Genomic DNA, 15,006 nt, shown 5'->3' on the forward strand with positions numbered 1-15,006 from the left:
CTACACAAAAGTGAACTTCATCCGCTTTCTCACCTTGCGAAACACACGTCACTTGGGAGCGTTTTCATCCTCTGTGTGGCCATATTGAGTCTTGGTGAACATTGACACGGAGATGGCACACAGCAATGATCTCGTTGCTATGCGCGCCATTTAACCGAGTAAGGACTTGACGCGGTGTATAGCCCCAACCGTGTACCCCGTACCCCCACGGGCTGTCCCGCCACCATTCCCCCGGCGTCCCGAGGCGCGCGCAGAGAAGGGATGTGTTGACAAGGTGGCACCCCACCGTAAACACCTGGCGTCACTCGCCGGGCTGACCCTGCTGGCGGGCCTCGTCTCCGCCGCCCCGGCGGGAGCCGACGAGATCTCGGAACTCGCGCCCCTGCACCCCGTTCCCGCCCCCGGCGACGGCGAACTGGTCCACCAGGCGAACGGCCTGTGGTTCATCGAGCTGGAGAGCCCGCCCACCACCCAGGGCACCTCCGAGTCGAAGGTCGACGCCGAGCAGGACGAGTTCCGCACCGAGGCCGAGGCGTTCGGCCTGGAGTACGACGAACGCCACTCCTTCAGCGACCTGTGGAACGGCTTCTCCGTCGAGATGGACGACGCGCAGGTGAGCACCGCGCGCGAGATCCCCGGCGTCCGGGCCATCTACCCCGTCGTCACCTACCGGATCCCCGAGGTGGACGAGAGCGTCCCCGACCTCGACACCGCCCTCCCCATGACCGGCGCCGACATCGCCCAGAACGAGCTCGGCCTCAGGGGCGAGGGCGTCCGGGTCGCCATCATGGACACCGGCGTCGACTACACCCACCCCGACCTGGGCGGCGGCGGCTTCCCCAACGACCGCGTGGTCACCGGTCACGACTTCGTCGGCGACGACTTCAACGCCCAGGACCCGGCCGCCGTCCCGGTGCCCGACGCGGACCCCCAGGACTGCAACGGCCACGGCACCCACGTCGCGGGCATCGTCGGCGCCGAGGGCGAGGTCACCGGTGTGGCCCCCGACGTCGAGTTCGGCGCCTACAAGGTGTTCGGCTGCTCCGGCTCCACCACCTCCGACATCATGATCGCGGCCATGGAGCAGGCGCTGGCCGACGACATGGACGTGCTCAACATGAGCATCGGCTCCTCCCACTCCTGGCCGCAGTACCCGACCGCCACCGCCGCCGACAACCTGGTCGACGAGGGCATGGTCGTCGTCGCCTCCATCGGCAACGAGGGCGCCACCGGCCTGTACTCTGCGGGCGCGCCCGGCCTGGGCGAGAACGTCATCGGCGTCGCGTCCTTCGACAACACCCACGTGCGGACCGCCACCGCCCTCGCGCGGCCCGGCGGCGAGCCCGTCCCCTACATGGAGATGGACGACGCCCCGGTGCCGCCCACCTCGGGCACCACCGACCCGCTCGCCGAGGCCGGCCGGGCCTGTACCGCTCTCGGCGACGAGGTCGGCGACATGACCGGGCGGACGGCGCTCGTCATCCGCGGCGGGTGCACCTTCGCCGAGAAGTACGACGCGGCCGTGGCGGCCGGCGCCACCGGCGTCGTCATCTACAACAACGTGCCCGGCCTGTTCGCCGGCGGCGGCGTCGCGGCGGGCGACGCCTTCTCCGTCGGCGTCTCCGACACCTCCGGCGCCCACCTGCTGGAACTGCTGGAGGGCGGCGAGCCCGTCACCCTGGAGTGGACCGAGCAGACCTCCACCGTCCCCAACCCGACCGGCGGCCTGATCAGCTCCTTCAGCTCCTACGGCCTGGCCGCGGACCTCTCCGTCAAGCCGGACATCGGCGCCCCCGGCGGCCTGATCAACTCGACCTACCCGATGGCCAAGGGCGGCTACGCCACCATCAGCGGCACCTCGATGTCGTCGCCGCACGTGGCCGGCGGCGTGGCCCTGCTCCTCCAGGCCCGCCCCGACCTGGACGCGCACGAGGTGCGCACCGTCCTCCAGAACAGCGCCGACCCCCGGGCCTGGTGGGGCAACCCCGGCCTCGGCCTCCTGGACAACGTCCACCGCCAGGGCGCGGGCATGCTCGACATCCCCGGCTCGGTGCTGGCCGCCTCCACGGTCACCCCGGGCAAGCTGTCCCTGGGCGCGACCGAGGGGCCGGCCACGGAGACCGTCACCATCACCAACGACGGTGACGAGGAGGCCGTGTACGAGCTCTCCCACGAGAGCGCGCTGGGCACCCACGGCGACACCTTCGCGCCGAGCTTCAACGACGGCTCCGCCGACGTGGCGTTCGACTCCGACAAGGTGACCGTCGCCGCGGGCGACTCCGTGGACGTCCGGGTCACCGTCACCCCGCCCGCCCGCGACTACGAGCAGATGGTCTACGGCGGCTACGTGGTGGTGTCCCAGGTCGGCGGGGAGACCTTCCGGGTCCCCTACGCCGCCTACAACGGGGACTACCAGGAGATCACCGCGGTCACCCCGACCGAGTACGGGCTGCCCTGGCTGACCCGGATCACCGAGTGCGCCGCGTTCTCCGGCCTGGAGTGCGCCGACGGCGGCTCGTTCGAGAACCGCCCCGACGGCGAGACCTACACCCTGGAGTGGGTGGACGGCCTGCCCGACGCCCCCTACGTCATCGCGCACCTGGACCACCACGTCTCCAGGCTGGAGCTGGTGGTCATCGACGAGCGGACCGGCCGCCCGATCCACCCGCGCAACAACATCGCGGTGTCGGTCGACCACGTCGGCCGCAACGCCACGCCGACCTCGTTCCACAGCTACGTGTGGGACGGCACCTACGTCGACGCGCACGGCCGCGTCAAGGACGTGAGGAACGGCGAGTACCGGCTGGAGCTGCGCGCCCTCAAGGCGCTCGGCGACGCCGGGAACCCCGACCACTGGGAGACCTGGACCTCCCCGGTCATCACCATCGACCGGGGCTGACCCCTCCCCGGTCCGCGGCCGTCCCCTCTCCAGGAGGGGGCGGCCGCTCCCCTTCCCGGGTCAGGCGGAGCGCTCGATCTTCTGGCTGATGACCTGGGAGATGCCGTCGCCCTGCATGGTGACGCCGTACAGCGCGTCGGCCGCCTCCATGGTGCGCTTCTGGTGGGTGATGACGATGAGCTGGGAGGACTCCCGCAGCTCCTCGAAGATCACCAGCAGCCGCTGGAGGTTGGTGTCGTCCAGGGCCGCCTCGACCTCGTCCATCACGTAGAACGGCGACGGGCGGGCCTTGAAGATCGCCGCCAGGAACGCCACCGCGGTCAGCGAGCGCTCGCCGCCCGACAGCAGCGACAGCCGCTTGACCTTCTTGCCGGGCGGACGGGCCTCCACCTCGATGCCGGTGGTGAGCATGTCGTCGGGGTCGGTGAGCAGCAGCCGCCCCTCACCGCCCGGGAACAGCCGGCCGAAGATCGCCGAGAACTCGCGCTCCACGTCCAGGTAGGCGGAGGCGAACACCTCCTGCACCCGGGCGTCCACCTCCTGGACGATGTCCATGAGGTCGCGCCGGGTCTTCTTGAGGTCCTCCAGCTGGGCGTTGAGGAAGGCGTGCCGCTCCTCCAGAGCGGCGAACTCCTCCAGCGCCAGCGGGTTGATCTTGCCCAGCTGGTTGAGCTGGCGCTCGGCCGCCTTGGCCCGCTTGAGCTGGACCTCGCGCACGTACGGCACCGGGACGCCGTCCTCGCCCGCCTCGGCGGGCGGCGGCACCGGGACGGTCGGACCGTACTCGGCGACGAGGGTGGGCACGTCCACGCCCATCTCCTCCATCGCCTTGGTCTCCAGCTGCTCCAGGCGCAGGCGGCGCTCGGCGCGGGCCATCTCGCCGCTGTGCGCCGAACCGGTGAGCTTCTCCAGGTCGACGGACAGCTCGCGGACGCGGGCGCGCACGGTGCGCAGCTCGGCGTCGCGGGCCTCCTTGCCCGCCTCGGCGGCGGACCGCTCGGACTCGGCGGCGGCCAGCGAGGCGGCGATGCGCTCCAGGGCCAGGCGGGCGCCCTCGGCGACGGCCTCGGCGAGGGTGGCCTGCGCCCCGCGCAGGGCGCGGCGCTGTGCCGCGCGCTCGGCGGCCCGCCGCTCCTCGGCGGCCTGGGCGAGCAGCTGCTCGGCGCGGCCCGCGACGGCGCGGGCGCGCTCCTCGGCGGTGCGCACCGCCAGGCGGCGCTCCATCTCGGCGGCGCGGGCGCGCGAGGCCTGCGCGGACAGCTCGTCGCGCACCTCCGGGTCGGGGGCCTCCTCCTCCAGGGAGGCGGCCATCTCCTCGGCCTCGGCGTGCCGCTCCTCCAGCCGGGCCAGCTTCTCGACGTCCTCCGCGCGGGCGGCGGCCGCCTTGGCCGCCGCGGCGGCGTACCTCGCGGACTCGGCCTCGGCGGAGCGGGCCTGACCGCCGAGCTTGCCCAGGCGCTGGGCGGTCTCGTTGCGCTTGCGCTCGCCCTGGCGGCGGCGGGCCGTCAGCTCCTGGACCCGGGCGGACAGCTCGGCCCGCTCGGCCTTGGCGGCGTCCAGCTCCTCGGCCGCGGCGGCCGCGGCCGCGGTGGCGGTCTCCAGCTTGGCGGCGGCCTCGTCGACGGCGGCCTGGACCTCCAGCAGGCTGGGCGCGGCGGCCGAGCCGCCGTGGGCCAGCGCCCCGGCCAGCACGTCGCCGTCGGGGGTGACGGCCCGCACCGCGGGCAGCTTGGCGACCAGGTCGCGGGCGGCGGCCAGGTCGGCGGCGAGCAGCACCCGGTCCAGCAGCGCGGTGACCGGCCCGGCCAGGTGCTCGGGGGCGGTGACCGCGTCCACCGCGTAGCGGACCCCGGGCGGGGGCTGGGGCCAGTCGGCGCGCGGCACGGCGGGCACGGCCCCGGCGATGACGATCCCGGCCCGGCCCGCGTCCTCGGCGCGCAGGAGTTCGAGGGCGGCGACGGCGGCGTCGGGGTCGGCGACCGCGACGGCGCCGGCGGCCGCGCCCAGAGCGGCGGCCACCGCGGCCTCCCGGCCGGGCTCCACCTGGACCAGGGACGCCAGCGAGCCGAGCAGTCCGGGCAGGTCGGAGCCGAGCAGGGCGGCGGCGCCGTCCCTGCCGGCCAGCCCCAGTTCGAGGGCCTCCTTGCGGGCGGCCAGCGCGGCCCGCTCGCCCTCGGCGGAGCGCTCGGCGTCGCGCAGCCGGTTCAGCTCGGACTCGACCGCGGCGAGCGCGGCGGCGGCCTCCTCCTGGGCGGCGTCCAGCTCGGCGTCGCCCTCGTCGAGGCCCGCCGCCTCCTCGGCGGCCATCTCGTACTCGGCCTGGGCCTGCTCGGCGCGTTCGGCGGCCTGGGCGGCGGCCTCCTCCAGCCGGGTGATCTCGGCCTCGCCGGAGGCCAGGCGGCCGCGCAGCCCCTCCACGCTCGCCGACAGGCGGACCAGCTGCTCGCGGCGCTCGGCGGCGGCCCGGCCCGCGGCCTCCAGGCGCTTCTCCTCGCGGTACAGGGCGTCCTCGGCGGCGCTGCGCTCGGCGACGGCGGTCTCCAGGACCTCGCGGGCCTCGTCCAGCCGGGCCAGCAGCTCCTCCTCCTGGGCCGCGGCCTCCTCGGCCTCCATCTCCAGTTCCGCGGGGTCGCGCCGGTGGGCGGGCTCGTCGCCGACGGAGGCGAGGTTGCGGAAGCGCTCGGCGGCCAGTCCGCGCACGGCGTCCAGCCGCTCGGTGAGCCGGGACAGCGCGTGGTAGGTCTCGGTGGCGCGGGCCAGGGCGGGGGCGGCCTCGGCGGCCTGGGCCTCCAGCTCGGACTCGCGCTCCTGGGCCTGGGCGAGGGAGGCCTCCACCGCCGCCCGGCGGCGCAGGACGTCCTTCTCGTCGGCCTCCTCCTTGGCGAGCTGCTCGGTGAGGGTGACGATGTCGTCGGCGAGCAGCCGCAGCCGGGAGTCGCGCAGGTCGGCCTGGATGACGGCGGCCCGGCGGGCCAGCTCGGCCTGGCGGCCCAGCGGCTTGAGCTGGCGGCGCAGCTCGGCGGTGAGGTCGGTGACCCGGTCCAGGTTGCCCTGCATCGCGTTGAGCTTGCGGATCGCCTTCTCTTTGCGCTTGCGGTGCTTGAGGATGCCCGCGGCCTCCTCCACCAGCGAGCGGCGCTCCTCGGGGCCGGCGTGCAGGACGGTGTCGAGCTGGCCCTGGCCGACGATGACGTGCATCTCGCGGCCGATGCCGGAGTCGCTGAGCAGGTCCTGGATGTCGAGGAGGCGGCAGGTGTCGCCGTTGATCGCGTACTCCGAGCCGCCGTTGCGGAACATGGTCCGCTTGATGGTGACCTCGGTGTAGTCGATGGGCAGCGCGCCGTCGGTGTTGTCGATGGTGAGGCTGACCTCGGCGCGGCCCAGCGCGGGGCGGGTGGAGGTCCCCGCGAAGATGACGTCCTCCATCTTGCCGCCGCGCAGCGACTTGGCGCCCTGCTCGCCCATCACCCAGGACAGGGCGTCGACGACGTTGGACTTGCCCGAGCCGTTGGGGCCCACCACACAGGTGATCCCCGGTTCGAAGCGCAGGGTGGTGGCCGACGCGAACGACTTGAAGCCGCGCAGCGTCAGATTCTTCAGGTACACCCACACCTCCCGCAGTGGCCACCGGGCGTTCGCGCCGCGCTTTCCGGGGAGGGAAGGCGGGCCGACCCGTACAAGGGTGCCACGAAGAGGCGACAGGGGTGCGGGGGTCGGCGCGGTGTGCCGGTGGGGGACGCGTCGCCGGGCGGAGCAGGTCCGCCCTGCGCGTCGCGTGTTCGTACGTTTCCTCCCGGCTTTCCCGGGAGGAGTCGAGGAGGGGGGATCACCGGCGGACACGGAGGGTTGTGACGGAGTCCGCCGGGTACTAAAAGGAAAAGAGGCCGCAATGGAAAAGGAAAGACTGCGGCGCGGTGGACTTGTGGATCCGGTGGGAATCCCACCGGTGAGGATTCAGGGACGCCCGGACGATACAGCGGAAAGGCGTCCCCACCCCTGGATTCGTGCGCGGCGCGCGCGGCCGGTCATCGCCGGGCGCGGAACGCGCGGATCAGGCGAGCGCGGGCTCGCGGTCGGTGGCACCCGCGACGTCGCTGACCGCCATGCTGAGCTGGTCGTTGCGCGCCTGGAGCCGGCTGACCTCGTCCTCGAGGTCGCGTACCCGCTTCTGAAGCCGTCGCATCTCCTGGACCATACGAGGGTCGGAGCCGCCGACGTGGCCGAACAGAGCCTTCGCCATGATGTGGGTCCTCCACACTGAGTGACCAGTTGTGATTTTGCGCATGCGACACCCCGCGGGATTTCTTTCTCCATGATGTGCGATTCGCTTTCATGGACGTTTCTTCCACGCGGGTGGAAGGCTGCGCGGTGTGCCTTCCAGAGTCTCACTAGGCGCGCCACTGGTCAAGATTGGATTACAAACACTCGGTAACCACTCTGATCCGGAGTGAGAAGTCCCGGGCAGGTGGTGTCAACACGATGCGAAGAAGGCCGCCCCGGCCGGGCCGGAGACGCGCGGGAACGCACGATGACGGCCGACGCACCTCACGAGACCCTGCCACGAGCCTTCGGTACCGACCGTCGCGGTCGCGGGGTGCGCTCGAATCGCGTTACCCCTCCAGGATACTCACCGCTCGACGAAACCGGTGAACGTACCCCCGACCGGACCCCAACGTTCGACCACAGAGTCCACACGGCCGGGTGTTCCGCCGCCCTTGAGGCGTTCAAGAAGCTCCTCGCAGGCTTTCCGGGAACCCTCCGCCACGACCTCCACACGGCCGTCCGCGAGGTTCGTGGCGGCCCCGACCAGCCCCAGTTCCAGCGCTCGGGAACGCGTCCACCAGCGGAAACCCACTCCCTGTACATGTCCGCGCACCCACGCGGTCAGTCGGACGACCTCGTCGCCGCCGCTCATTGACCGTTCCTCTTCCTTACCTTGGGGAGACACTTTCCTCACTGTGCGGTCCTCTGGGCCGTTCGGACCCGGAAAACCCCACCCGCCCCACCCGTCACAGTCCAGTCAGGCGGTGCGGGACCTCCGCGGGGGCCTCTGGCACGAGGGGCAGCTGAACGAGGAGCGGTTCATGAACGACTCCCGCACGATCGGGGAGGCGCACCGGCCGCACGGCCGGTCCTCCCGCCCGTAGGCGTTGAGCCCCCGGGCGAAGTAGCCGCTCTCGCCGTTGACGTTGACGTACAGCCCGTCGAAGGTGGTGCCGCCCACCGCCAGCGCCTCCGTCATGACGTCGCGCACGTGCCCCAGCAGCTCGGTCGCCTGCGCCCGGGTCAGCCCCCGGGTGCCGCGCCGCCCGTGCAGGCCGGCCCGCCACAGGGCCTCGTCGGCGTAGATGTTGCCCACGCCGCTGATCAGCGACTGGTCCAGCAGCGCCCGCTTGAGCTCGGTGTCCCTGGCGCGCAGCGCGCGCACGAACGCCTCCGGGACGAACTCCGCGTCCAGCGGGTCCAGGGCGATGTGGTCGACCGACGCCGGCACGTCCGCCCGCTCCCCCGGCCCGTCCACCATCAGGTGGCCGAAGGTGCGCTGGTCGACGAACCGCAGCTCGTTGCCGTCCGACAGCGGCAGCCGCACCCGCAGGTGCTTCTCGTCCGGCTTGCCCTGCGGCTGGACCAGCATCTGGCCGCTCATCCCCAGGTGGGCCAGGAGCATCGACCCGTCGTCCAGGGCCAGCCACATGTACTTGCCGCGGCGCAGCGCGGCCGTGGGGGTGCGCCCCTCGAGCCGGGCCGCGAAGTCGGCGGGGCCGGGGGTGTGCCTGCGCACCGCGCGGGGGTGCAGGACCTCGACCCCGGCGACGGTGCGTCCCACGGCGTGGGCGGCCAGCCCCCGGCGTACGACCTCGACCTCGGGCAGCTCGGGCATCGGGGTACCTACCTCTTTCCGTTTCCGGCGGCCTCGGATCGGGCCTTGATCGCCTTCCAGGCGGACTCGGCGGCCTGCTGCTCCGCCTCCTTCTTGCTGCGGCCCTCGCCCAGGCCGTAGCTCTCCCCCGCGACCCTGACCGTGGCCCGGAACGTCTTCTGGTGGTCGGGGCCCGACTCGTCCACGTGGTACTCGGGCACGCCCAGCATCTCCGCGGCCGTCAGCTCCTGGAGCGAGGTCTTCCAGTCCAGGCCCGCGCCCAGCCCGGAGGCGGTCGCGATCAGCGGGTCGAACAGCCGGTGCACGAACTCCGAGGCGGTGTCCAGGCCGCGGTCCAGGTAGACCGCGCCGATGATGGCCTCCAGGGTGTCGGCCAGGATCGACGACTTGTCGCGCCCGCCGGTGCCCTCCTCGCCGCGGCCCAGCCGGATGTAGGCGCCGATGCCCAGGCCGCGGGCCACGTCGGCCAGCGCCCGCATGTTGACGACCGCGGCGCGCAGCTTGGCCAGCTGCCCCTCGGGCAGGTCGGGGTGCTTGCGGAAGAGCGTGTCGGTGACCACCAGGCCGAGCACGGAGTCGCCCAGGAACTCCAGGCGCTCGTTGGTGGGCAGGCCGCCCTTCTCGTAGGCGTAGGAGCGGTGGGTCAGCGCGCGGACCAGGATCCTGGGGTCGACCTCGACCCCGATGGCCTGGTGGAACGCCTTGGTCTCGGCGGAGGAGAGCTGGGTGGCCACTCGTTTCACTTCCCTGTTCGGGCACGCCGGTGCGGCGCGCGTGCGCGGTCGCGGACGCACGGCCCGACCAGGGTGCTCGAAAACGAGGTGAGCGTCGCGGGAGCCCGGCGCCGGACACGGCGCCCGCTCCCCCGGCGGCCACCACGAACTCGGGAACTCCGGTGCGGTCCGCGGGCCGGCCGTCGCGTGGACGGTAGGACGGGCGGGGCGGCTCGGGGCGTGTTCGCTCGCGTCCTCCGGTCCGTCTCTCGCGGCGCCGGCCGAGCCCGGGGGCCGGGCCCGGGCGGGCCCCGCCGCGCGGTGCCGCTCGGCACCCCGGAACGGTCGTCCTGCGAGAGATCGCCTGGAGGCCGCTCGTGCCGGACGGCGCGAACGCCGGACGGCACGAGGACATCCGCGGAACACGCCCTGGGCCGTCCCTCGGTCACACTCTACAAATCCCGGCCCGTCCGCGCCTCCCCCGCGGGCCCCGGACAGCGTTCGGGGCGGGTCCGTGGTACGGACCCGCCCCGGGGGCAGGAGTCGGGTGCGGTGACCCGAGGACCTGGCATACGCGGTTACGCCGGGTTGACGACCTGGCGGTTGTTGTAGGTGCCGCAGGTCGGGCAGGCGACGTGGGGCTGCTTGGGGTCGCGGCAGCGCGGGCAGTTGACCAGCACCGGGCGCGACGCCTTCCACTGGGAACGGCGGGTCCGGGTGTTGCTCCGCGACATCTTCCGCTTCGGGACGGCCACTTCAATCCTCCTGGGTCACCCCCGCGCGGATCGCGGGAGGTCGCTTATCTGGTCGGCCCCGCGCACTGCGGGGTGTGCTCCGTAGAACGGGGCGCCCGGCACGGGGCCGGGATCATCCCCGTGGTGCACGGGGAAGGGCTGTTGTCACTCGCCGGGCCGCTCTGCGAGGTCGCGGAGCGCCTCCCACCGGGGGTCGACACGGTCGCCGTGACCGTGGTCGGGTCCCGCGTCGGCGAGTCGGGCACCGCACTCCGAGCACAGGCCCGGGCAGTCCGGGTCGCACAGCGGCGAGAGCGGGAGGGCGAGGACGACGGCGTCTCGGACCACGGGTTCGAGGTCGAGCAGGTCGCCCTCTAGATAGTAGTCCTCATCGTCGTCGTCCGCTTCCAGGTCCTCCTGGTGGAGGCCGTCCTCGTCGGCGGTGTACCGGAACATCTCCTGGAAGCCCGCCTCGAAGTCCTCGGAGAGGGGGTCGAGGCAGCGCGAGCACTCGGCCGTGATCTGCCCGCGCACGGTCCCGGTGACCAGGACGCCCTCCATCACCGCTTCGAGGCGCAGGTCGAGCTCCAGCTCGCGGCCCTCGGGCACGGAGGACATCGCGTTCGCGAACGCCTCGGGGACGGTCACGATGCGCTGGACCGTCCGCATCGACCCCGGCTGGCGGCCCAGCGCCTGGGTGTCGACCACGAACGGGTCACGGGGATTGAGACGAGACAGGGTCATCGGGCTTTCACGAGGATTCCGGGAGCCGGGCGGTCCGCCGGTGGCGGCCGGTACCGGCCCGCGCGCACGCCGAAGACGGCGACGCACATGGTCGAACCTGGATTCTACCCATCACGTCCCCGAGCACCCAAATCAGCTCCGGAAGGCCCGCGTATCAGCCGTTCGCGGTGTACTTCTCGCGCAGCCGGTCCTGCACGTAGGGCGTCACCAGGTTGGAGACGTCGCCGTGGTACTGGGCGATCTCCCGGACCAGGCTGGAGGACAGGAAGGAGTACTGCGGGTTCGCGGTCATGAACACCGTCTCCACCCCGGACAGGCGGTAGTTCATCTGGGCGATCTGGAGCTCGTAGTCGAAGTCGCTGACCGAGCGGAGGCTGCGCACGATGGTGTCGATGCCGTTGGCGCGGCAGAAGTCGACCAGGAGCCCGTCGAACTCGGCGACCTGCACGTTGGCGAGGTCCTCGGTTCCCACGCGGAGCATGTCGAGCTTCTCCGGGACCGTGAACAGGCCCCTCTTGTTCACGTTGTTGAGCACAGCGGCGACGACCTCGTCGTACTGCTTGGCCGCCCGGCCGATGATGTCGATGTGACCGTAGGTCACCGGATCGAAGGAACCCGGGCAGACGGCACGGCGCACGGTGATCGCCCCTTTCGGACATGGCGTTCGAGTACCGCGATCGTAGGGGTCGCCCCCGGTACGGATTCGGGCAACTCCCGCTTAGTGGCTACTTTCCCCCCGTCGGCCCCACCGCGGGAGGAGGCGCGCCGGGGAGTCCGGGAGGCGCGGCGCCTTGGCTACGGTGGTGCCATGACCCGCATCATCGCCGGGACGGCCGGGGGGCGCCGCCTCTCCGTCCCCGACGGCCGCACCACCCGCCCCACCAGCGACCGGGCCCGCGAGGCCCTGTTCGCCTCCGCCCAGTCCGACCTCGGCCCGCTGACCGGGCTGCGGGTCATGGACCTGTACGCGGGCTCGGGGGCCATCGGCCTGGAGGCCCTGTCCCGGGGCGCCTCCCACGCGCTGCTGGTGGAGGCCGACCGCAGGGCGGCCAAGGTGGTGCGGGACAACATCGACGCGCTGGGCCTACCCGGCGCCCGGCTGGCCGCCGACCGGGTGGAGCGGGTGGTCGCGCAGGACAACCCGGACGGGCCCTACGACCTGGTGGTGGCGGACCCGCCGTACGCGGTCACCGACGCCGAGATCGCCGCCGTGCTCGCCGACCTGGCCTCCCGCTCCTGGCTGGCCGACGGCGCGCTGGTGGTGGTGGAGCGCTCCAAGCGCACCGCCGAGCCCGCCTGGCCCGCCGGCCTCGCCCGCGACCGCAAGCGCGGCTACGGCGAGGCCGTCCTCTGGTACGCCCACTACTCCGCCTAGTGCCTGTTTTTGAATGCTCTCCTGTACTGCTGGGGGTTCGTGAGGCGCCCGGCGGGGTTCTGGAGGCCCGGAGGAGGCATCCGAGGAACGAGGATGTCGACGCAGGGCCGAAGGTTCCCGCCCTCGGGGGGCGCCGAGCACGAACCGAAGCGCAGCGGAGGTTCAAAAAACACGCCCTAGGCCGCCCTTTCGCACCTCCGCCGCCCTTCGGCCCGCCCGTCGGACGGCGGAAGGCCCCCGGCGGACGGCCCACGGCCGCAGGCTTTCGCCGAGGACCGCCTCCTCCGCTCCCCCGGGCCTTTGAAACCCGCCGGGCGCCTCACGAACCCCGGCGGCGCAGGCGTTCGAAGGACAGGCCTCGGAGCCCGGTGCTCAGGTCTTGTCGAGGTACTCGGCGCGCTCCTCCGGGAGCAGCTCCTCCAGGGCGCGGACCAGGGGCGGGTGGGCGGTCAGCTCCGGGTCCTCCTCCAGGTAGGCGGCGGCGCGCTCGCGGGCCTCCTCGATGACCTTCTCGTCCTTGAGCAGGGTGAGCAGGCGCAGGCTGGAGCGGCCCGACTGGGCGTCGCCCAGCACGTCGCCCTCGCGGCGCATCCGCAGGTCCTCCTGGGAGAGCACGAAGCCGTCGGTGGTCGAGGCGACCACGTCGAGCCGCTCCCGGGCGGGCGAGCCCTCCTCGGACTCGGTGACCAGCAGGCACAGACCCGGCAGCTTGCCGCGGCCGACCCGGCCGCGCAGCTGGTGCAGCTGGGAGACCCCGAACCGGTCGGCGTCCATGATGACCATCACAGTGGCGTTGGGCACGTCCACGCCCACCTCGATGACGGTGGTGGACACCACCACGTCGGTGGTGCCGGCCGAGAAGCGGCCCATCACCGCGTCCTTGTCGTCGGGGGCCATCCGCCCGTGCAGCACCTCCACGCGCAGGCCGGCCAGGGGGCCCTCCGTCAGCCGGGCGGCGATCTCCAGCACCGACAGCGGGGCGCGTTCGCCCTCCTCCCCCGCGGCCTGGGCGTCCTCGGCGGAGTCGCCGTCGCCGATGCGCGGGCAGACCACGAAGGCCTGGCGGCCCTGGGCCGCCTCCTCGCGGATCCGCTCCCAGGCCCGGCTGAGGTAGTGGGGCTTGTCCTTGGCCGGGACCACGTGGGTGGACACCGGCGCCCGCCCGGCGGGCAGCTGGGTGAGGGCGACCACGTCGAGGTCGCCGTAGACGGTCATGGCGACGGTGCGCGGGATGGGCGTGGCGGTCATCACCAGCACGTGCGGGCGGCCGTCGGCGGCCTTGGCCCGCAGGGCGTCGCGCTGCTCCACCCCGAACCGGTGCTGCTCGTCGACCACGACCAGGCCCAGGTCGGCGAAGGACACGTGCTCCTGGAGCAGGGCGTGGGTGCCCACCACGATCCCGGCGGCGCCGGAGGCGGCGTCCAGCAGGGCCTCGCGCCGGGCGGCGGCCCCCATGGACCCGGTGAGCAGGGCGGTCCGGGTGGCCCGCTCGGCCCCGTCGATCTGCCCGGCCCGGCCCAGCGCGCCCAGCATGGCGCCGATGGAGCGGTGGTGCTGCTGGGCCAGCACCTCGGTGGGGGCGAGCATGACGGCCTGGCCGCCGGAGTCCACCACGCGGAGCATGGCCCGCAGCGCCACCAGGGTCTTGCCCGCGCCCACGTCGCCCTGGAGCAGGCAGTGCATGGGGTGGGCGGAGTCGAGCCGCGCGGCGAGCAGGTCGCCGACCTCCCGCTGGCCGTCGGTGAGGGTGAACGGCAGCTGCGCGTCGAAGGCGTCGAGGATGCCGCCGTCGGCGCCGGGCCGGGGCACCGCGGGCAGGCTCTCGGCGTCGCGGCGCCGGCGGGCCAGCGCCAGTTGCAGGACGAACGCCTCGTCCCACTTCAGGCGCCGACGGGCGGAGCCGATGTCCTGATCGCTCTGCGGCCGGTGGATCCTCCGCAGGGCGTCGGCGATCCCCGGGCGGTCGCCGAGGACGGCGGGCGGCAGCGGGTCGGGCAGGTCGTCCACGACGCCCAGGGCGACCTCGACGGCGCGGCCGATGGTGGCCGAGTCCATGCCCTTGACCGCCGGGTAGACCGGGATGAGCTCGTCGGCGTAGGCGCGGGCCCGGTCCACCTCGGAGCCGTCCTCGTCGAGGAGCTCGTACTGCGGGTGGTCGAGCTGGCGGCGCCCCTTGAAGGTGCCGACCCGGCCGGAGAACATGGCCAGCCGCCCGGGGGTGAGCCGGGTCTGGTGGTAGGCGCCCTGGTTGAAGAACGTGAGGTGCAGCCGGCCGGTACCGTCGGTCACGACGACCTCCAGCAGGTCCATCCTCCGCCGCCCCTGCCGGGGCGGGACCGTGCGCCTCTTGGCGTCCAGGACGCGGGCCTGCACGGTGGCCTGCTCGCCCTCGCGCAGCAGGGCCAGGTCGGTGAGGTCGCCGCGCCGGTCGTAGCGGCGCGGGTAGTAGCGCAGGAGGTCGCCGAGGGTGTGGAGGTCGAGCTTCTCCTCCAGGGCCTTGGCCGTCTTGCCGCGCAGCGGGCCCCGGCCCAGCGGTTCGTCCCAGGTGGTCATGGTCTTCCTCTTCAGGATCGCCGGTCACGGCCAACGCTAGTGCCCCGCTGCGACGCTCGGCGGCGGCTCCCGGGAGCGGGGCGGCGGCGGGTCGGCATTCTCCCGGG

The 15,006-nt window shown here is 73.0% G+C and carries 11 protein-coding genes; 2 read left to right on the forward strand and 9 right to left on the reverse strand.

All coding sequences use genetic code 11. The features are described 5' to 3' along the window. The first annotated feature begins 274 nt into the window (after positions 1-274). On the forward strand, positions 275-2,899 hold the full coding sequence (locus ACFVNO_RS09745) for a S8 family serine peptidase (RefSeq protein ID WP_378891125.1): 2,625 nt from the start codon (positions 275-277) through the stop codon (positions 2,897-2,899). A 60-nt stretch (positions 2,900-2,959) separates the two neighbouring features. Here the strand turns inward: ACFVNO_RS09745 and smc are convergent, their stop codons facing one another. The 8 genes from smc to coaD form a co-directional block, all read right to left on the reverse strand. Beyond that, entirely contained in the window at positions 2,960-6,505 is a 3,546-nt protein-coding gene (smc, locus tag ACFVNO_RS09750; RefSeq protein WP_355258283.1) for a chromosome segregation protein SMC, read from the reverse strand. 445 nt (positions 6,506-6,950) lie between these two features. After that, complete coding sequence (locus tag ACFVNO_RS09755) at positions 6,951-7,139, reverse strand: hypothetical protein (RefSeq protein WP_220563103.1); 189 nt, start codon at positions 7,137-7,139, stop codon at positions 6,951-6,953. A gap of 387 nt (positions 7,140-7,526) precedes the next feature. Further along, complete coding sequence (locus tag ACFVNO_RS09760) at positions 7,527-7,814, reverse strand: acylphosphatase (RefSeq protein ID WP_220563104.1); 288 nt, start codon at positions 7,812-7,814, stop codon at positions 7,527-7,529. 105 nt (positions 7,815-7,919) lie between these two features. Continuing rightward, the gene (gene mutM, locus ACFVNO_RS09765; RefSeq protein WP_378891130.1) at positions 7,920-8,780 is read right to left on the reverse strand and encodes a bifunctional DNA-formamidopyrimidine glycosylase/DNA-(apurinic or apyrimidinic site) lyase; all 861 of its coding nucleotides are present in this window, start codon (positions 8,778-8,780) and stop codon (positions 7,920-7,922) included. Positions 8,781-8,788: 8 nt separating this feature from the next. Continuing rightward, a complete protein-coding gene (rnc, locus tag ACFVNO_RS09770) occupies positions 8,789-9,514 on the reverse strand; it encodes a ribonuclease III (protein WP_220563106.1) in 726 nt (241 codons plus the stop codon). 557 nt (positions 9,515-10,071) lie between these two features. Further along, a complete protein-coding gene (gene rpmF, locus ACFVNO_RS09775) occupies positions 10,072-10,248 on the reverse strand; it encodes a 50S ribosomal protein L32 (protein WP_073379826.1) in 177 nt (58 codons plus the stop codon). A gap of 144 nt (positions 10,249-10,392) precedes the next feature. Continuing rightward, the gene (locus ACFVNO_RS09780; protein WP_355258291.1) at positions 10,393-10,971 is read right to left on the reverse strand and encodes a DUF177 domain-containing protein; all 579 of its coding nucleotides are present in this window, start codon (positions 10,969-10,971) and stop codon (positions 10,393-10,395) included. A 154-nt stretch (positions 10,972-11,125) separates the two neighbouring features. Beyond that, positions 11,126-11,608 (reverse strand): pantetheine-phosphate adenylyltransferase, encoded by a 483-nt coding sequence (coaD, locus tag ACFVNO_RS09785; protein ID WP_220563109.1) that lies wholly within the window; start codon positions 11,606-11,608, stop codon positions 11,126-11,128. A 171-nt stretch (positions 11,609-11,779) separates the two neighbouring features. On the opposite strand from coaD, the gene rsmD reads away from it, so the two are divergent. Further along, positions 11,780-12,346 carry a 16S rRNA (guanine(966)-N(2))-methyltransferase RsmD gene (rsmD, locus tag ACFVNO_RS09790; protein ID WP_355258294.1) on the forward strand — a complete coding sequence of 189 codons (567 nt, stop codon included), beginning with the start codon at positions 11,780-11,782 and terminating at the stop codon, positions 12,344-12,346. Between the two features lie 372 nt (positions 12,347-12,718). Here the strand turns inward: rsmD and recG are convergent, their stop codons facing one another. Next, a complete protein-coding gene (gene recG, locus ACFVNO_RS09795) occupies positions 12,719-14,899 on the reverse strand; it encodes an ATP-dependent DNA helicase RecG (RefSeq protein WP_220563111.1) in 2,181 nt (726 codons plus the stop codon). Positions 14,900-15,006 lie beyond the last annotated feature (107 nt).

This window comes from Nocardiopsis sp. NPDC057823 (assembly GCF_042797335.1).
Taxonomy (GTDB): Bacteria; Actinomycetota; Actinomycetes; order Streptosporangiales; family Streptosporangiaceae; genus Nocardiopsis; species Nocardiopsis changdeensis.